Genomic DNA, 18,203 nt, shown 5'->3' with positions numbered 1-18,203 from the left:
TCTGCGTTGCCTGCGACAAAAGCGAAATACAATCATCAGGTTGGTAATTTCGCTTGAAGCATCCTGCGTCCATGCCTTCCCCCTGTCAATTAATAAATCAACTGGATTAATTTATTGACAGGACGCAGGCGATGCGCTGAAGTCTCCGGTGCGGTCGGGGAGAACGGACGGGCAAGGCCTCGTTCGCCCCGGACTGCCGCGCGCTCGCGTCCGGCGTCGGCCGGCGGGCAACGTCGTGCAACTCCAAGGGAGGACAACATGGGAAGACTCGACTTTGTGAAGGTCGCGCTGGCGGGTGCCGTCGTGGCCGCGGCGATGGCCACAACGGCCTACGCGCAAGAGGTCACCGTCGGTCTCATCACCAAGACCGAGACCAATCCGTTCTTCGTCAAGATGCGCGAAGGCGCCGAAGCCAAGGCCAAGGAGCTCGGGCTCAAGCTGATCACCGCGGCAGGCAAGTTCGACGGCGACAATGACGCGCAGGTCGCCGCCATCGAGAACCTGATCTCGGCCGGCGCCAAGGGCTTCGCCATCGTGCCGTCGGACAGCAAGGCGATCGTGCCGACCATCCAGAAGGCCAAGGATGCCGGCCTCATGGTGATCGTGCTCGATACCCCGCTTGATCCGATGGATGCGGCAACGGCGACTTTCGCGACCGACAACCGCAAGGCCGGCATGCTGATCGGCCAGTGGGCCGCCGGAACGCTGGGCGACAAGGCCAAGGACGCTTCGATCGTGTTCCTCGACCTCGCCACCAACCAACCCACCGTCGATTACTTGCGCGACCAGGGGTTCATGCAAGGCTTCGGCATCGACGTGAAGGACCCCAACAAATACGGCGACGAGGATGATCCGCGCATCTGCACGCACGAAATCAGCCAGGGCGACCAGGAAAAGGGGCGCACGGCGATGGAGAACGCGCTGCAGAAGTGCCCGAACGTCAACGTGGTCTACACCATCAACGAGCCGGCAGCGGCCGGTGCGTGGGAGGCCTTGAAGGCCGTCGGCAAGGATGACGGCAGCGTGCTGATCGTCTCGGTCGACGGCGGCTGCCCGGGCGTCGCCAACGTCAAGGCGGGCGTCATCGGCGCGACCAGCCAGCAGTACCCGCTGAAGATGGCGTCGATGGCACTTGAGGCGATCGCCTCCGGCAATATCCCCCCGATCGACCCGGCGATGGGCTTCCTCGACACCGGCGCGACGCTGGTGACCGACAAGCCGGTGGCCGGCGTCGAGTCGATCGACACCACCAAGGGCGCCGAGCTCTGCTGGGGCTGACCGGGCCCGGAAGCCACCACGGTCTTCGCGCCGCGCTCCGCGTGGCGCGGGGGCCGACGATCCTGAGCGGTTCCTGAGGGGAGTGGGGACACGATGAGCGATGACGCGGCCGGCTCGGCGGCAGCCGAACGGGGACTGAGGGGCGGGGCGGGGGAAGTCGTCAGTTTCGAGGAGGCGGACCGGGGGTTCGTGCGGCGCGTGCAGGGCTTCCTGCACCAGTACCCGACGTCCATCCCGCTGATCGTGCTGCTGGTCGGCGTGGTGATCTTCGCCGTCGCAGCCCCCGGCAAGTTCCTCTCGCCGCTCAATCTGTCGGTGGTGCTGCAGCAGGTGACGATCGTCGCCATCCTCGCCATGGCCCAGACCCTGATCATCCTGACGGCGGGCATCGACCTCAGTGTCGGGCTGATCATGATCCTGTGCTCGGTGGTCATGGGGCGCACCGCCGTGGTCTACGGCGTGCCGGTGGCCATCGCCTTCCCATTGGGGCTGCTGGCGGGCATTGCCTGCGGCCTGCTGAACGGGCTCATCATCACCATGCTGCGGCTACCCCCGTTCATCGTGACGCTGGGCACCTGGAGCATCTTCGGAGCGCTCAACACCTTCTATTCCAACAGCGAAACTATCCGCTCGCAGGACATGGAGGCGGCGGCGCCGTTCCTCCTGTGGCTGGGCAAGCTGTTCAAGCTGCACGACATCGGGCTGTTCTTCGGCTTCGACCTGCCGTTCCTCAGGGGCTGGGTGGTGACCTACGGCTCGCTGCTGATGATCGTGGTGGCGGTGATCCTGTCCTATATCCTGTCGCGTACGGCCTTCGGCCGGCACGTCTATGCGACCGGCGACGATCCCGATGCGGCGCGGCTCTCGGGCATCGACACCAACCGGGTGCTGATTGCCGTCTACGCGCTCGCCGGGTTGATCTGCGCCATCGCCGCCTGGGTGCTGATCGGCCGCATCGGCGGCGTCAGCCCGCAAGCCGGGCAGACCGCCAACCTCGATTCCATCACCGCCGTGGTGATCGGCGGCACGAGCCTGTTCGGCGGCCGTGGCTCGATCGTGGGCACGCTGTTCGGCGCGTTGATCGTCGGCGTGTTCCGCAACGGGCTCGCACTCTCGGGCCTCGCCCTGTTGTGGCAAGATTTCGCGGTTGGGGTGCTGATCATCGTGGCGGTGACCATCGACCAGTGGATCAGGAAGATTTCAGCATGAGCGGCAGCGACATCGTCCTTCAAGGCAGGGGGCTCAACAAGCGCTACGGCCGCGTCGTGGCGCTGGACAATGCCGATTTCGATCTCCGCCGCAACGAGATCCTCGCGGTGATCGGCGACAACGGCGCCGGCAAGTCGACGCTGATCAAGGCGCTCTGCGGCGCGGTGATTCCGGATGCGGGCGAGATCCTGCTCGAGGGCCAACCGGTCCACTTCCGCTCGCCGATGGACGCGCGCAGCGCCGGCATCGAGACGGTCTACCAGAACCTGGCTCTGAGCCCGGCGCTGTCCATTGCCGACAACATGTTTCTGGGGCGCGAACTCCGCAAGCCGGGCTGGACCGGCACGCTGTTCCGCCGTATCGACCGGACCAGGATGGCCAGGATCGCCCGCGACAAGCTGAGCGAACTCGGCCTGCTCACCATCCAGAACATCCACCAGTCGGTGGAAACGCTGTCCGGCGGGCAGCGCCAGGGCGTGGCCGTGGCGCGCGCCGCCGCGTTCGGCAGCCGGGTCGTCATCATGGACGAGCCGACGGCGGCGCTCGGCGTCAAGGAAAGCCGCCGCGTGCTAGAGCTGATGCTCGATGTGAAGAAACGCGGCCTGCCGATCGTCCTCATTTCGCACAACATGCCGCATGTGTTCGAGGTGGCCGACCGCATCCACATCCATCGGCTCGGCAAGCGCATCGCGATCATCGACCCCAAGGAATTCTCGATGTCGGACGCAGTGGCGATCATGACCGGGGCGATGAAGCCGCCGGTCGAGGGCGCCACCGGGCCGACGCATCACTACAAGGTCGGCGAGGAAAGCTCTCAGGTGCAATGACGAAAATGCGTGCCCTCGTGCTCGAAAAACAGCACGAACTGAAGCTGCGGGAGATCGAATTGCCGACCGAAGTCGGCCCCGGCATGGTGAAGATCAAGGTCCACACCGTCGGCGTCTGCGGCTCCGATGTGCACTACTACACCCACGGCAGGATCGGACCGTTCGTCGTGGACGCCCCGATGGTGCTGGGGCATGAGGCGGCCGGCACTGTGATCGAGGTCGGGGAGGGGGTCACCGACCTCGCGGTCAGCGACCGGGTGTGCATGGAGCCGGGCGTGCCGGACCCGAATTCCCGGGCAGCTCGGCTCGGGCTGTACAACGTCGACCCGGCGGTGACGTTCTGGGCGACGCCGCCGGTGCACGGGGTGCTGACGCCCTACGTGGTGCACCCCGCCACCTACACGTTCAGGCTGCCCGACAACGTGAGCTTTGCCGAAGGCGCCATGGTCGAGCCCTTCGCCGTCGGCATGCAGGCGGCGAGCAAGGCGCGGATCGCGCCGGGTGACACGGCCGTCGTCATCGGCGCCGGCCCCATCGGCACCATGGTGGCGCTGGCGGCGCTGGCGGGCGGCTGCGCGCGGGTGATCGTCGCCGACCTGGCGCAGCCCAAGCTCGACATCGCCGCGCGCTACCAGGGGATCATCCCGGTCAACGTCCGGGATAAGGCGCTCGTGGACGAGGTGAACCGGCTCACCGGCGACTGGGGCGCCGACGTCGTCTTCGAATGCTCCGGCTCGCCGCGGGCGTGGGAGGGGATCGCCGCGCTGGCGCGGCCGGGCGGCACCATCGTTGCCGTCGGCCTGCCGGTCGACCCGGTCGCGGTCGACATCTCCAGCCTCTCGACGAAGGAACTCACCATCGCCTCGGTGTTCCGCTATGCGCACCAGTACGAGCGGGCCATCGCGCTCCTCGCCTCGGGCAAGGTGGACCTCAAGCCGCTCATCTCGGCAACTTTCCCCTTCGAGCGCGCCGTCGAGGCCTTCGACCGGGCCGCCGAAGGGCGGCCAGCGGACGTGAAGCTGCAGATCAGGGTGGAGGCCTAGATGGACCTGGGACTTGCCGGCAAGACCGCCGTCATCACCGGCGCCAGCGTCGGCATCGGTCTGGCCGTGGCCGAGGGGCTGGCCGCGGAGGGGGCCAACATCGTGATGGCCGCGCGTGGCGGCGAGCGCTTGAGCGAGGAAGCAACGCGCGTGGCGAACGCATACGGCGCGCGCACGCTGCCGGTCTCCTGCGACGTCGCAACGGCGGATGGCTGCCGCGACCTGGTCGAATCCACCGATGCCTTCGGCGGCGCCGACATCCTCATCAACAATGCCGGCACCGGCTCCAACGAGACCATCGCAGAGGCCGGCGACGACAAGTGGCAGTATTACTGGGACCTGCACGTCATGGCGGCGGTGCGCCTGGCGCGCGGGCTGGTGCCGCAGATGCGGGCGAGGGGCGGCGGCGTGGTGCTGCACAACGCCTCCATCTGCGCCGTGCAGCCGCTCTGGTACGAGCCGATCTACAACGTCACCAAGGCGGCGCTGATGATGTTCTCCAAGACCCTCGCCAACGAGGTGGTCGGCGACAATATCCGCGTCAACTGCGTCAATCCGGGCCTCGTGCTCACCCCCGACTGGATCAAGACCGCGCGCCAGCTCACCGCCGATACCGGCGGCGACTGGGAGGGGCACCTGCAGGGTGTCGCCGACGAGGCGGGCGGCATGAAGCGGTTCGCCAGCCCCGAGGAGCTGGCGCATTTCTTTGTCTTCCTGTGCTCGGACAAGGCCACCTATTCCACCGGGTCGACCTATTTCGTCGATGGAGGCTGGCTGAGGTCGGTGTAGCCGGGTGCATCCTGCGACGCGCGGAACCTCGCCGGCGGTCCCCCGTTGATGCCCGTACGGCAACGGGAAGCGTCATGGATTGGGCCGAAAGCATAGGATACATCGAGACCCACACGCCGCAGCACGTCATCCTGATCCGGCTGGCCATCGCCGCCGTCCTGGGCGCCGTCATCGGCTTTGAGCGCGAACTGAGCGCCGGGGCGGCAGGGCTGCGCACGCACATCTTGATAGCGGCCGCAGCGGCGCTGTTCACCACCATGGCGTTCGAGATTTTCCATCTCCCCGGCATTGCCGGCACGACCGTGGGCGACCCGATCCGCGCGGTCGAAGCCGTGACGGCCGGCATTGCGTTCCTCGGGGCCGGCGCCATCTTCCAGCAGCGCGGCAACGTCCAGGGCCTGACCACCGGTGCCGGCATGTGGCTGGCCGGGGCGGCGGGGGTGACCGCGGCGCTGGGTTACTACCTGATCGGTGCGGTGGTGGCGATTTTCGCCGTCGTCGTCCTGGGGGCGCTCCGCGCCTTCGCCCATCGCGTCGTGGGCAAGGACAGGTAGCGCCCGCGATCACAAGCGGCGGCGGGGCGGAACGCATCGGCGCACCCCACGTTGAGGCAGGAACCCAGAACGGGAGGTTCCCATGCCAGCCAAATCCAAAGCCCAGCAGAAGGCCGCCGGCGCGGCGCTCTCCGCCAAGCGCGGCGACACCAAGGTCAGCGAACTCAAGGGCGCCTCGAAGAGCATGTACGAATCGATGTCCGAGAAGCAGCTCGAGGACTTCGCGGCCACCAGCCACAAGGGCAAGCCCGAGCACAAGGACTCGCGCTGATGCCGGACGAGCGCCCCGAACGCCTGCCCCCGCAGCAGCAGGACCACCAGCCCGGCAGCGAAGACGAGATGTTCCCGGCGCCGCTCTACCAGCCGCGCTTCCCCGGTTCCGGACGGCTCCGGGACAAGGTCGCAATCATCTCCGGCGGCGACAGCGGCATCGGCCGCGCCTGCTCGGTGCTGTTCGCCCGTGAGGGCGCGCGCGTCGCCATCATCTATCTCGAGGAGGATAGCGACGCCGAGGCGACCGCCGAGCGGGTCGAGGCCGAAGGCAGCGAGGCGGTGTTGCTGCGCGGCGACATCGGCAGCAAGAGTTTCTGCGAGGACGCGGTGACGGAGACGCTGGCCCGTTTCGGCAGGATCGACGTGCTCGTCAACAATGCCGCCGAGCAACATCCGCAGGAGGATCTCACCGGCATCTCCCCCGAACAGCTCGAGCAGACGTTCAGGACCAACGTCTTCGGCTATTTCTACCTGACGCAGGCGGTGTTGCCCCACCTCGAGGCCGGCGCCTCGATCGTCAACACTACGTCGGTGACCGCCTATCGCGGCTCGCCCGAGCTGATCGACTATTCATCGACGCGCGGCGCCATCGTGGCCTTTACCCGCTCGCTGTCGCAGGCCCTGGCCGAACGGCAGATCCGGGTGAACGCCGTCGCCCCCGGTCCCATCTGGACACCCCTGATCCCCGCCTCGTTCGATGCCGGGAAGGTGGGAGAATTCGGCACCAGCCAGCCGCTGGGGCGACCGGGCCAGCCCAACGAGGTGGCGCCGTGCCACCTCTTCCTCGCCAGCGACGACAGCTCGTACATGACCGGGCAGGTGCTGCATCCCAATGGTGGCGAGATCGTCGGCGGCTGACGCCGATGCGCACCGCGGCCGATCCGGCAGGCCGGTCGCCGCCGGAGGGTGCGGCGACCGGCCCCGCGGTTGTGCCGCACCGGTGCGGTGACAACCACGCTGCCGCATCGCCGCAGGGAGGATCGGCGATGCCGCAGGGTTTGCCCTTCCATGGGCCGGCAAGCCGCGTCCGGCCGGGACCCAGCGCACATCCTGCAACAACGCCGGGCGGCAGGAAGGGTTGCGCGCCCAACCCCGGGTCCGCGCTCCGACCATGGAAGGCGTTGACGCAGCCGTCCGGCGCACGTAGCCATGGGCAAACTTCTCAAGCCCGAGGCCGCCATGCCGTTCCAAGCGCTCGTTACCAGCAAAGATGATTCCGGCGCGGTTGCCAATCGGCTCGAGACGCTTGCCGACGAGCGCCTGCCGCCCGGCGAGGTGCTGGTCGAGATCGAATGGAGCGGCCTCAACTACAAGGATGCCCTGTGCCTCAACGGCCTCGGCAACCTGGTGCGCGTCTATCCCCATGTCGGCGGCGTCGACTTCGCCGGCCGCGTTCTCGACAGCAGCGATGCGCGCTACCATCCGGGCCAGGCGGTGGTCCTCACCGGCTGGCGCGTGGGCGAAATCCATTGGGGCGGCTTCGCGCAGCGCGCCCGGGTCAAGGCCGATTGGCTGGTGCCGCTGCCCAGGAAGCTGACCACGCGGGACGCCATGGTGATCGGCACGGCCGGCCTCACCGCCATGCTCGCCGCCAACCGGCTGAAGGCGGAGGGGGCGGCGCCCGACCGGGGCGAGGTGCTGGTCACCGGGGCCGGCGGCGGCGTCGGCACCATGGCCGTGCTGCTGCTGGCGCGCCTGGGCTACACCGTGGCCGCCGTTACCGGCCGGCCGCAACTCGAGCAGCAACTGACCCGTCTCGGGGCCAGCCGGATTGTGCCGCGCGAAGAGCTGCTCAGGCCGTCCGGCAAGGCGCTGGACAAGGAGCAGTGGGCGGCGGCCGTCGATGCCGTGGGCGGCCCGCTGCTGGGCGAGGTGCTCAAGAAGATCAGGTATGGCGGGGCCGTGGCCGTGATCGGCAATGCCGGCGGCATCACCTGGGAAGCCAGCGTCATTCCGTTCATCCTGCGCGGCGTGTCGCTGCTCGGCATCGACAGCGTCATGACGCCCTACGAGGCACGACTGGCCGCCTGGGACAGGCTGACCGACCTCTACGACGCCGCCACCTACGAGCCGCTGGTCACCGAGGCGCGGCTCGACGAGGTGCCGGCCATCGCGGCCGGCATGCTCAAGGGCCAGGTGGCGGGCCGCGTCGTCATCAATCCCGCCGCGGCGGGCTGACGGCGCGTCACGCCGCGGGCGGCGCGAACAGTTCCCCGGCGAGCCGGACGAAGGCGGCGCCGCGTTCCTCGAAATTGTGGAACACCTTGCCCGGGCGCTCGAGCTGACCGTAGCTCGGGGCCCCGGGCGACAGGATGACGGTATCGAAGCGGGCGGTACGGGTGGCCAGGGCCTGCATCGCGGCCTCCAGCGTCGCCGCCTCCAGCACCTCGATATCGGGGGCGGCGGCATAGGTGGCGGTCGCCAGGCGGTCGCCCGTGACCGGCAGGCAGACGAGGATGGTGACCCCCGAGGGCGCGAGCAGGGTCGCCAGCTCGGCATAGTCCTGCTGGCGCTCGTGGCCGCCGGCGATCAGCGCGATGCGCTGCCCATTGTAGGCATTGAGCGCCGCCTTGGTCGCCTCCGGCGTCGTCGAAATGGAGTCGTCGACGAAGACCGTCGCGCCGAAGCTGTGCTCCTCGAGCCGGTGCGGCAGCGGCACGAATTTCGCGATGCCGCGGACCACCGCCTCGAGGTCGGCGCCGGCCTTGAGGGCGATCTGCGCGGCGAGGATGGCATTGTCGAGATTGTGCTCGCCCTTGAGCCGCGAGCGGGCTACCGCCGCGGTGATGCGGTCCTCGATGAAGGGGGCCAGCGGCGGGATCAGCCGGCTGCGGTCGCGCACCGCCGCCAGCACCAGCGGGTTGTCGGCGGCCCGGGCGCCCAGCGCCACCGGGAAGGGCTGGTCGCGATCGATGAGGTTGAGCTTGTCGGCGTAGTAGTGCTCGACGTCGCGGTGCCAGTCCGTGTGCTCGGGCGTCAGGTTGGTGATGGCCGCGATGTCGGGCGAGAACGCCATGTCGGCGGTCTGGTAGCTCGACAGCTCGAACACCACGATGGCATTGCGGTCGGCGATGTCCAGTGGCGCGAGCCCGACATTGCCGGCGAGCCCGGCATCGAGCCCGGACTCGACCAGCATCAGGTGGACCAGCGTCGCCGTCGTCGACTTGCCCTTGGTGCCGGAGATGGCGATGACGGTGCGGCCGGCGCGATAGGCCTCGCCCCACAGATTGAGGTTGGAGGTGACGGCGATGCCGGCCTCGCGCGCCACCGCGAAGATCGGGCGATAGCGCGATACGCCCGGGCTCTTGACGATGGTGCCGAAGCGGCGCTGCGCGACCGCGGCCGGCAGGTCGACCGGGGCGATGATCTCGGTGTCTTCGATCGCCGCCTCGCCGCTGTCGACGGTCACATAGACCGGGGTCGCGGGCGATTGCGCCTTGATATAGGCGCGTGTCGAGCGGGCCTCGCGGCCGGCACCGTAGAGCAGGACCGGTTCCTCAAACTGCATGGTTCATGACCCTTTCGGCGATGTCGGGCGGGATGCGGTGGTGGTCGTCGTCGGCCATCAAGTCCTCCAGCGCCGCTACCAGCCGGCCGCTGCCATATTGAGTCACCAGATCGCCCTTGAGCCTTGCAACGATTGCGTCTTCCGCCCATTCGGGGCGCTCCGTCAGCGCGTAGAGGCAGGCGGCTGCCTCGAGGATCTCCCCCACGCACTCCCACGGCTTCTGCCCGGCGAGACCGGTGAGTTCGCGGAACGAGGCCTCATTCTCAATGATCGCGAGAAGATTCCGGCCGAAGATGCTAACCAGGCGCGCCTTTTCCATCTCCGGGGCGAGGATCAGGAAGACGAAGTGGCACTTGGGGCACTCGCCGCACCACAGCGGGCCGGTGTGGCCATCGTACCGGAAATTGCGGTTGCAGCTCGAGAAGACGTGGTCGAAGCGGGTCTGGCGCGCGAACAGGCGCGCGATCTTCGCCTCCGAGAACGGCCGCAGCAGCGAGAAATAGCCCAGCGCCCCGCCGGTCGCGCCGGCAAGCGTATCGGCCAGCAGCGCCTCGAAGGCGAGCGACTTCGAGTATTGGTGGTTCACCTCGCGGCCGTCGTAGCTGACATTGCCCTCGCTGGCGGAGCGCTCGTTGGAGAGTACGATGCGGTCGTAGGAGTAGAGCAGGGCGCAAAGCGCCGCGATCAGCGAATTGATGGCGGTCATGGGCACGTGGCCGTTGTAGTAGCCGGGTTCCTTGCCCAGGCGCAGCATCTCGGGATCGAGGGTGCGCGTGACATAGAGCGGTTCGCGCCCGATCTCGCCAATGGAAGACAGGATCGGGCCCCTGGGGTTGACCGCGAAGGGCGTGAACTGAACGCCGGCGGCCTCCAGCAGTTGCACGCTCACCAGCGAGTCCTTGCCGCCGCCGATGGGCAGCAGCGTCCGCCCGCGCAGCACCGGCGCGGGCAGTGACGGCCGCGCATCGACGGGCGTCTCGATGCTGAGCCGGCCGAAACGCTTCAGATCGTTGCGGGCGAAGAACTCGCCCATGCCGTTCTCGTAGACGTCGAGCACGAAGGCTTTCTCGGCGTCGCGCAGCGCGATGTCGGGAGCCGCGATGACGAACGGCGCCTGCAGCTTGTAGTAGCTTACCCCCAGCACCATCGCGGCGAGGTCGAGCAGCTTGTCGAAGACGTCCGTGCCCAGGATGCGCCCCTCCCAGCCGGGGGGGAACTGCAGGGTCTCGGTGAAGCGCCTGCCATCGAGGCCGTAGCTGAACCTTGCGGTTCCGCTGGCCGCATCGAAGTGCGGCTTGTCGATGAGGAATTCTGGACGCAAGGACCGATTCTTTCCAGCGCGGCGGACGACGCTGTAGATAGGCGACCGGCGGCGCCTAGTAAATGCGCACGCTCAGCCGCAGCACGATGTCCGGGCTGAGTCGCTGGAATCCGTACTCGCGCAGGGTGCATTCCCAGCGACTGCCCAGCCGCTCGATCCGGAACAGATTGTAGCGGGCGGGATCGTGCCCGCCGGTATCGGATTGCGCCGTGCCAGCCGCCGCGACGCCGATGACCGGGACGTCGCCGCCCTTGCCGGGGATGGCGTAGATCGTGGATTTGTGCGTGTGCCCGTGGAGGATCAGTTCGGCCCCGGCCGCCGCCACCGCCCTGCGGAAATTGCGCGCCCCCCACAGCCCGTAGCGCGGGTGCGAGGCCTCCTGGTTGGGCGGGTGGTGGATCATGACCACCCGGAAATAGCCGGCCTCGCCGAGCATGTGCAGCACGCGCGTAAGCCGTGCCTGCTGCTGCTCGTCGAAGCGTCCGGCGGCGAGGAAGGGCGGCGTGGGAACGGCACTGTTGCACGAGACGACGGCCACTTCGCCGATGCGCCGAACGAAGGGAAACCGGCACGTATCCAGAGTCTCGCCGAGCGCGTAGGTATGCCAGTGTGCCAGCGCCTTCTCCAGCTGGCCCGGCACGTAGGCGTCGTGATTGCCCGGGCAGATGCAGACCCGCTCCGGTCCGCCCACCGTTTGCAGCCAGTCATGGGCCGCGCTGATCTCGGCATCGAGGGCGAGGTTGACGAGGTCGCCCGTGATGGCGACGAAGTCGGGGGCCTGCTCGTGCATGTGCTGCACCAGCGACGCCAGCCCCTCGCCGCCGAGCGTGTGCTGGCGCTTCAGCTTCCAGTTGATGAAGCCGATGAGCCGCTTGTTGAGCAGGTCCCTGGCCCGGACCGGCGGCAGGGGCGCCAGGTGCACATCGGACATATGGGCAAGGGTGATCATCGCGAGCCTCTTGCCACGGCGAGCGCGGCAGGGAAATGGAAAAAACCGGTACCATCGGGCGCGTGGTTACCGGCGCCATACGGCGAGCGTGCAAGATTGTGCGACAGCGTCAACGCATGAAGGCGGGAATGGGCCCCCGCGGCACGATGCGGGTCGGATTGATCTGGTCGTGGCTCCAGTAGTAGTGCGTCTTGACGTGATCGAGGTGGAACGTCTCCGCGACGCCGGGCACGTGATACAGCCCCTTGAGATAGTGTGAGATATTTGGGTAGTCGGCGATCTGCTTCAGGTTACACTTGAAGTGGGAATAGTACACGGCGTCGAACCGGGCCAGCGTGGTGAACAGGCGCCAGTCGGCCTCCGTCGCCGCCTCGCCACAGAGATATGCCGATTCGCCCAACAGCCCTTCGACCCAGTCGAGGGCCTCGAACAGGTCCACCACCGCCTCGTCGTAGGCTTCCTGCGTGGTCGCGAAGCCGGCGCGGTAGACGCCGTTGTTGATGCTGCGGTAGACGCGCTTGTTGACGGCGTCGATACGCTCCCGCAAGGCCTCGGGATAGAAGTCTTCGCCATTGCCGGTCAGGTCGTCGAAGGCGGAATTGAGCATGCGGATGATGTCGGCGCTCTCGTTCGACACGATGGTTCGCAGCTTGCGATCCCACAGCACCGGCACGGTGACGCGGCCGGTATAGTCCGGTACGACCTCGGTATAGATCTGCCACAGATGTTCAGCGGCTTCCGCTGGGTCGGGCTCGGCGCCCTCGAGCGTGAAGGTCCAGCCGGTTTCGGCGGGCATCTGCGGGGCAACGACGGCGACCGAAATCAACTGCTCAAGGCCCTTGAGGAGGCGGAAGAGCAGGGTTCGGTGGGCCCAGGGGCAGGCATAGGAGACGATGAGGTGATAGCGTCCGGCCTCGGCCGGAAAGCCGCCCTCGCCGGTGGGGCCGGGGCTGCCATCGGGCGTCACCCAGTTGCGGAAGCTCGCGTCGGAGCGCACGAAGCGTCCGCCCGTACTGCGCGTGTCATACCAGTCAGTAGACCAGCGCCCGTCGATCAATCGTCCCAAGATGCGGATCCTTCCATGCGTGCCGGGGGAATGCACGCTCCTTACGCGAAAAACTCGGCATGTGCACGAATCGCAATGGACGCGCCTTTCGCACGGTGCTAATGGCGCACACAGGCGTCAGGAGGCGTCCAGGATGGAGAAGGTATATCACGTGACCCGACGACCCTAGCCGGTCGTGGCCCAACCCTTTGGCGGTTGGTGCGTTAGTCCTTGGTACGCTTCTGGGACCCGTCACATGATAGCCTCGTCTGTTCACCCGGCCGAACCGGCTGCGCCTCCGCAACCCGGCCAGCCTTCGGTCCGCCCGGCGACCGCCGCCGATGATGCCTTTGTCGAAGAGCTGCAAGCGCTTGCCTTCGGGCCCGGGCGCTTTGCGCGCACGGCGTTCCGCGTGCGCGAGCGCTTTCCCATCGACAAGAGCCTGAGCCTCATCGCCGAGATCGACGGGCAGCGGGTGGCGTCGGTGTGGATGACCCCGATCAGCGTCGGCGGCATCGACGGCTACCTGCTTGGCCCGCTGGCGACCGATCCGGCCTATCGCGGCCGCGGTGCCGGCAAGCTTCTCGTCAGGGAGGTGACGCGGCGGGCCCTGGCGCGCGGCGAGGGCAGCTTCGTGATGCTGGTCGGCGATGCGCCCTATTATGGGCCGCTCGGCTTCGCCGCGACCACCCCCGGCGCCGTCCAGTTTCCCGGCCCAGTTGATCCGAACCGGGTGCTCCTGCACTCTGCGGATCCGACGCTGGCGCTGCGGCTCTCCGGACCCATCGCCGCGTTCGGAGCGCGCAAGCGGGTCTAGAGAGAGGTCGTTTGGCCACCGACGACGCACTGATCGAACGCATAGCCGGACGGCTGCTGCCGGAACCCCAGCCGGCCCCGACAGAGAGCGAGCTGGTCCCCGACTGGCTGCCGTCGGAGCCGGTGGGCGGGCCGCCGGTACCGGCTGCGGTGCTCATCGCGCTGGTGCAGCGGCCCGCGGGGTTCAGCGTTCTCTATACCGAACGGTCGCCGGCGCTGCGGGCGCATTCGGGGCAGGTGTCCTTTCCGGGCGGGCGCATCGATCCCGGTGACGCCGGCGCCGCCGACGCGGCACTGCGCGAGGCCGGCGAGGAGGTGGCGCTGGACCGGCACGACGCGCGCGTCCTGGGCTACATGCCGCGCTACTATACCGGCACCAACTACCTCATCACGCCGGTGGTGGCGGTGATCGCCCCGAGCCGGCCGTTCATTCCCAACCCGCAGGAGGTGCGGTCCGTGTTCGAGGTGCCGCTGGAGCGGCTGATGCGCGACGAAAGCTATGGTACGTTCAGCGTCATGCGCGGCGAGCGGCAGCATTCGAGCTGGAAGATCGAACACGGCGAGCTCACCATCTGGGGCATCACCGCCAACCTGACGCGCCGGTTCCACGACATGGCGCTGATCGGGGAGTCGGTCTGGTGAAGCCGGCGGATTACGTGGCGCGCCTCAGCACCGCCGACTGGCTGCGGCGCGAGGACACGCAGGCGCTCTGGGCGCTGCTCGGCGGCCGGGAGGGGCGCACGAGGGCGGTGGGCGGGATCGTGCGCGATACGCTGCTGGGCCGGCCGCGCGAGCGCACCGACATCGATTTCGCCACCGAACTGCTGCCGGAAGAAATCGGCCGCAGGGCCGGGCAGGGGGGCGTTACCCTTTACCCCACCGGCATCGACCACGGCACGGTGACGTTGCGGCTGGGCGACCTCGTGGCGGAAGTGACGACGTTGCGCGAGGACGTCGAGACCGACGGCCGGCGTGCCGTCGTCCGGTTCGGCACCGACTGGGCTCGCGACGCCGGACGCCGCGACTTCACGCTCAACGCGCTTTACGCCACAATCGATGGCGAGCTGTTCGATCCCCTCGGCGGGCTCGACGACTGCCTCGCCGGTCGCGTGCGGTTCATTGGCGACCCCGGCCAGCGCATCGTCGAAGACCGGCTGCGCGTGTACCGGTTCTTCCGCTTCTCGGCGAGCCATGGGGGCCAGGTACTCGACCCCGCGGGGCTCGCGGCCTGCCGCGCCGCGGCCGGGACGCTCGGGACCGTTTCGGCCGAGCGCATCGGCGCGGAAATCAAGAAGATGCTGGCGCTGCCGCGCATCGCCGCAACGCTCAAGGCGATGGTTGAGGCGGGCATCCTCGGCCTGGGTCCGGCCAGCCTGCGGCTGCTGCACGCCTACGAGCGCCGGGCCCGCCGGCCGGACTTGGCCGCGCGGCTGGCCCTCATCATCGCCGAGGCCGGCGACCGGCAGGTGCAGGCCATGTGGCGCCTGTCCAACGATGACGTTGCCACCGCCCGCGCGGTGTTGACCGTGGCCGAGCTGTTGCGCGACTACCAGCTGTGCGAGGCCGCCTACCGCCATCCCGCGGCGCTGGCCGACGGCGTCGAGGTGGCGACGGTGCTGGCGGATTGGTCCGACGCCGGCAGGGCCGCCGTCACCGAGCAGTTGCACCAGCTCGACGTGCCGCGATTCCCGGTCACCGGGGGCGACCTGTTGCGTCTCGGCATGCAGCCGGGCCCGGCCCTGGGCGCGGAACTCGAACGCCTCGAGCAGCTGTGGATCGGGAGCCGCTTCAGCCTCGACCGCGCCGGTCTGCTGGCCCAGGCGCAGCGCCCGGCGGCCGGTCAGGAGGGGGCCTGACCGCGACGCGGCGCGTCGTGCATGCGGGCCTTGATCTGTTCGACGATCGAGGGGCGGATCACGGTTTCGCCATGAGCCTCGCGCAGATGTTCGGTGGCGCGGCGCACGACCTCGGCCTCCTCCTCTGCCTCGGTGTGCCAGGTGCAGCCGGGAACGAGAGATCCACACTCGAACTGCTTCATGGTTTCCTCCTTCCGCAGCGGGTCCTTATCGGACCATGACATTGGGGCCAGGCAAGGGCAACCGGATGGGGAATGACTTGGCAAAAGCCCTGTTCCGGTTCATAGGAGGGCGCAACGGGGTGGGACGCCGGGCGCTGTGGTGAGGGCCCGGCCGCCATGGCAACGGGCGCGCAATGAGGGAAGTGCCGCATGAGAGGTGCGTCAGCAGGTAAGCGATTCTGGGAATGGCTTACCCACAAGCGGTCCATCGGTTTCGGCCTCGAACGTCTCGGTTACCTCACCCTCAGATTTCCCAAGGCCGTCGCGATCCTGGTCATCGCGCTCAGCGTCCTGGCCGCGTCGCAGGTGCCGCGCGCCAATGTCGACGGCGACCTGCTGCGCGTCTATGCCGATTCCGGCCACGAGTACGAAGCCTACAAGCGTCTGGCCGATACCTTCGGCACCTTCGAGAACGACATCTACCTGCTGGTCACCTCGCCGCGGCTGACCGATCCGCAGGTGCTGGAGCGCATGCGCGAACTGGCATTCGACCTCGAGCTCAGCGACTTCGCCGCCGGCACGCTGTCGCCATTCTCGCTGCGCAAGCCCTCCGGCGACGGCGGCACGGTGCCCGCCGTGCCCGAGGGCATGACCGAGCCTGCGCAGGTAGCCGCCGCGCTGTCCGACCTGCAGCAGAACGACCCCATGATGCGGAACCTCATCAATCCCGACCTGTCCGGGATCGTGATGATCATGTTCCCCAATCCCGAGCTGACCCGTGGCGCCGGGGTCAAGACCATGATCGCCCAACTCAGGGAACTCGCCGCCTCCTACGAGAGCGCGGACCTGCACGTCGAACTTACCGGGCCGCCGATCTGGACGTCGGAGATGCTCAACGCCGCCGTCGGCGACCAGGTGAAATTCACGGTCTACGGCTTCGCCCTGGGCGCCCTGATCGCCCTGTTCAGCCTGCGCTCGTTCTGGGGGGCGCTGATCGTGGCGGCGACGCCGTTCGTTGCCGTGATGTGGACGATGGGCGGCGTGCTGCTGTTCTTCGGCTCGTTCAGCTTCCTCACCATCATCGTCACCACCCTGGTGCTGGTGATCGCGTTTGCCGAGAGCCTGTTCTTCGTGTTCAACTGGCTCGCCTACTGGCGGGACGGCATGGACCCCTACCGGGCGGTGGACGAAACCGTGAAGGTGGTCGGTCCCGCCTCCGCGCTGACCATGCTGACGACGCTGGTTTCGTTCGCCTCGCTGAGCATGACCCCCGGCCAGGGCATCCAGGAATTCTCGATGGCCGGCACGCTGGCCTCGCTGCTCAATTTCACCTGCCTGATGACGTTCCTGCCGCTGCTGCTCAAGGCGGCCGTGCGTTTCGGCTTCAGGCTGCCCAAGCCGTCGGGCATCGTCCTCACCTCGCCGATGAAGCTGTCGTGGTTCCTCGCGACCCGCTTCAGCCGTCTGCTGGCGGGCGGCGCCATCGCGATCACCATCCTGCTGTTCATCCCCTATGCGCTGATCCAGCCGCACTTTTCCTTCGAGGAGATGGTGGCCAAGGATTCGACGGCGCTGACGGCCGCGGAGCAGATCGACCAGGGCGTGGGCGGCGTGGCGCCGCTCTACATCCGCGTGCCGCTCAAGGACAAGGTCGCCGACGTCACCGACGCCGATTTCGCCACCATCAAGACCGTGCACGAGATCCTCGAGAAGCACCTGGGCGAGAACAAGGTGATCTCGGCGGCGAGCTTCACCCACTATGCCGACTCCGGCTTCAGCCGCGAGCAGATCTTCGAGGCGGTCGGCTCCTTCCTGAGGCGCCGCTTCATCACGGACGACGCCAGCCAGGCGCTGGTCACCGGCTTCATGCCGACGGTGATCGACTCGGACAGCCTCAAGGCCTTCGTCACCGAAACGCAGGCGGATCTCAATGCGGCGGGGATCACCAACGCCGAGATCGGCGGCTTCCGCATCCTCACCACCTTTGCCACCGACGACATCGTGCGCAGCCTGCAGCTCGATCTCACGGTCTCGGTGCTGGTCAATTTGTTCCTGATCGGCTTCGCCTTTTCCTCCATCCGCGTGGCGCTGGCGACGGCCATCCCCAATCTGTTCCCCGTGCTGGGGACGGAAGCGTACCTGTATTTCACCGGGCAGGGGCTGCAATTGACCACGGTGATCTCGCTCACCATCGCCTTCGGCATCGCGGTCGACGACACGACGCACTTCCTGTCGCACTACCTGCATTCGCGGCGTGCCGAAGGGCGGCCGCATCTCGACGCCATCCGCCACACCATGAGCCGCATCGGCGGCGCCATCGTCGCGACCACGATCATCCTGTGCACGGGCACCGGCATCGTGATGACCTCGGACCTGCCACAGGTCGCCCTGTTCGGCACGCTGTTCGTGATCACGCTCGGCCTGGCGCTGATCGGCGACGTCTTCATCCTGCCCGCGCTGCTGGTCGCCGGGGGGCGGTTCTTTCATCCGCTGGTCGGTGCCAGGGCGCCCAATCTCACCCACGCCGCCGAACCGCAGGGCGCTTCTCCCTCGCGGCCGGCCGCCGAGTAGTGC

Annotated in this window: 18 protein-coding genes; 13 read left to right on the top strand and 5 right to left on the bottom strand. The window is 67.9% G+C overall.

Features of this window, described 5'->3' with window-relative positions; genetic code table 11:
• Nucleotides 1–258: 258 nt before the first annotated feature.
• The 9 genes from VGD93_RS13995 (at nucleotide 259) to VGD93_RS13955 (ending at nucleotide 8,151) form a co-directional block, all read left to right on the top strand.
• Nucleotides 259–1,278, top strand: coding sequence for a sugar ABC transporter substrate-binding protein (locus VGD93_RS13995; RefSeq protein WP_395012775.1), 1,020 nt, complete (start codon nucleotides 259–261; stop codon nucleotides 1,276–1,278).
• A gap of 93 nt (nucleotides 1,279–1,371) precedes the next feature.
• On the top strand, nucleotides 1,372–2,487 hold the full coding sequence (locus VGD93_RS13990) for an ABC transporter permease (protein WP_395012774.1): 1,116 nt from the start codon (nucleotides 1,372–1,374) through the stop codon (nucleotides 2,485–2,487).
• Nucleotides 2,484–3,314, top strand: coding sequence for an ATP-binding cassette domain-containing protein (locus tag VGD93_RS13985; RefSeq protein WP_395012773.1), 831 nt, complete (start codon nucleotides 2,484–2,486; stop codon nucleotides 3,312–3,314). The genes VGD93_RS13990 and VGD93_RS13985 overlap by 4 nt, the downstream gene beginning before the upstream one ends.
• Entirely contained in the window at nucleotides 3,311–4,357 is a 1,047-nt protein-coding gene (locus VGD93_RS13980) for an NAD(P)-dependent alcohol dehydrogenase (RefSeq protein WP_395012772.1), read from the top strand. The genes VGD93_RS13985 and VGD93_RS13980 overlap by 4 nt, the downstream gene beginning before the upstream one ends.
• Nucleotides 4,358–5,146, top strand: a complete 789-nt coding sequence (locus VGD93_RS13975; RefSeq protein ID WP_395012771.1) for an SDR family NAD(P)-dependent oxidoreductase — start codon at nucleotides 4,358–4,360, stop codon at nucleotides 5,144–5,146.
• Between the two features lie 74 nt (nucleotides 5,147–5,220).
• Nucleotides 5,221–5,700: an MgtC/SapB family protein gene (locus VGD93_RS13970; RefSeq protein WP_395012770.1), complete on the top strand. Its 480-nt coding sequence runs from the start codon at nucleotides 5,221–5,223 to the stop codon at nucleotides 5,698–5,700.
• 82 nt (nucleotides 5,701–5,782) lie between these two features.
• The gene (locus tag VGD93_RS13965; protein WP_395012769.1) at nucleotides 5,783–5,971 is read left to right on the top strand and encodes a DUF3008 family protein; all 189 of its coding nucleotides are present in this window, start codon (nucleotides 5,783–5,785) and stop codon (nucleotides 5,969–5,971) included.
• A complete protein-coding gene (locus VGD93_RS13960) occupies nucleotides 5,971–6,831 on the top strand; it encodes an SDR family oxidoreductase (RefSeq protein WP_395012768.1) in 861 nt (286 codons plus the stop codon). The genes VGD93_RS13965 and VGD93_RS13960 overlap by 1 nt, the downstream gene beginning before the upstream one ends.
• Nucleotides 6,832–7,122: 291 nt before the next feature.
• Nucleotides 7,123–8,151, top strand: a complete 1,029-nt coding sequence (locus tag VGD93_RS13955) for an acryloyl-CoA reductase (protein ID WP_395012767.1) — start codon at nucleotides 7,123–7,125, stop codon at nucleotides 8,149–8,151.
• Between the two features lie 7 nt (nucleotides 8,152–8,158).
• Here VGD93_RS13955 and murD read toward each other — a convergent pair whose 3' ends face one another.
• The 4 genes from murD to VGD93_RS13935 all read right to left on the bottom strand — a co-directional run bounded on the left by murD (nucleotide 8,159) and on the right by VGD93_RS13935 (nucleotide 12,817).
• Entirely contained in the window at nucleotides 8,159–9,481 is a 1,323-nt protein-coding gene (murD, locus tag VGD93_RS13950) for a UDP-N-acetylmuramoyl-L-alanine--D-glutamate ligase (protein WP_395012766.1), read from the bottom strand.
• On the bottom strand, nucleotides 9,471–10,802 hold the full coding sequence (locus VGD93_RS13945) for a hypothetical protein (RefSeq protein ID WP_395012765.1): 1,332 nt from the start codon (nucleotides 10,800–10,802) through the stop codon (nucleotides 9,471–9,473). The genes murD and VGD93_RS13945 overlap by 11 nt, the downstream gene beginning before the upstream one ends.
• A 55-nt stretch (nucleotides 10,803–10,857) precedes the next feature.
• Complete coding sequence (locus tag VGD93_RS13940; RefSeq protein WP_395012764.1) at nucleotides 10,858–11,751, bottom strand: metallophosphoesterase family protein; 894 nt, start codon at nucleotides 11,749–11,751, stop codon at nucleotides 10,858–10,860.
• Between the two features lie 109 nt (nucleotides 11,752–11,860).
• The gene (locus tag VGD93_RS13935) at nucleotides 11,861–12,817 is read right to left on the bottom strand and encodes a glutathione S-transferase family protein (RefSeq protein ID WP_395012763.1); all 957 of its coding nucleotides are present in this window, start codon (nucleotides 12,815–12,817) and stop codon (nucleotides 11,861–11,863) included.
• A gap of 391 nt (nucleotides 12,818–13,208) precedes the next feature.
• Here VGD93_RS13935 and VGD93_RS13930 point away from each other — a divergent pair, with 391 nt between their 5' ends.
• The 3 genes from VGD93_RS13930 to VGD93_RS13920 are packed head-to-tail and all read left to right on the top strand — an operon-like array spanning nucleotide 13,209 to nucleotide 15,468.
• A complete protein-coding gene (locus VGD93_RS13930; RefSeq protein ID WP_395012762.1) occupies nucleotides 13,209–13,613 on the top strand; it encodes a GNAT family N-acetyltransferase in 405 nt (134 codons plus the stop codon).
• 11 nt (nucleotides 13,614–13,624) lie between these two features.
• Entirely contained in the window at nucleotides 13,625–14,254 is a 630-nt protein-coding gene (locus VGD93_RS13925) for a CoA pyrophosphatase (protein ID WP_395012761.1), read from the top strand.
• A complete protein-coding gene (locus VGD93_RS13920) occupies nucleotides 14,251–15,468 on the top strand; it encodes a CCA tRNA nucleotidyltransferase (RefSeq protein ID WP_395012760.1) in 1,218 nt (405 codons plus the stop codon). Before VGD93_RS13925 ends, VGD93_RS13920 begins: the two co-directional genes overlap by 4 nt.
• On the opposite strand, the gene VGD93_RS13915 is transcribed toward VGD93_RS13920, so the two are convergent.
• Nucleotides 15,453–15,650: a DUF1059 domain-containing protein gene (locus VGD93_RS13915; RefSeq protein ID WP_395012759.1), complete on the bottom strand. Its 198-nt coding sequence runs from the start codon at nucleotides 15,648–15,650 to the stop codon at nucleotides 15,453–15,455. The two genes, VGD93_RS13920 and VGD93_RS13915, sit on opposite strands and share 16 nt — an antisense overlap.
• A 189-nt stretch (nucleotides 15,651–15,839) precedes the next feature.
• Here VGD93_RS13915 and VGD93_RS13910 point away from each other — a divergent pair, with 189 nt between their 5' ends.
• The gene (locus VGD93_RS13910) at nucleotides 15,840–18,200 is read left to right on the top strand and encodes an efflux RND transporter permease subunit (protein WP_395012758.1); all 2,361 of its coding nucleotides are present in this window, start codon (nucleotides 15,840–15,842) and stop codon (nucleotides 18,198–18,200) included.
• Nucleotides 18,201–18,203 lie beyond the last annotated feature (3 nt).

This window comes from Devosia sp. (genome assembly GCF_036406155.1).
Lineage (GTDB): Bacteria > Pseudomonadota > Alphaproteobacteria > Rhizobiales > Devosiaceae > Devosia_A.
Note: the sequence above shows the minus strand (reverse complement) of the source record. Positions and strands in the feature narration are given on the sequence as shown.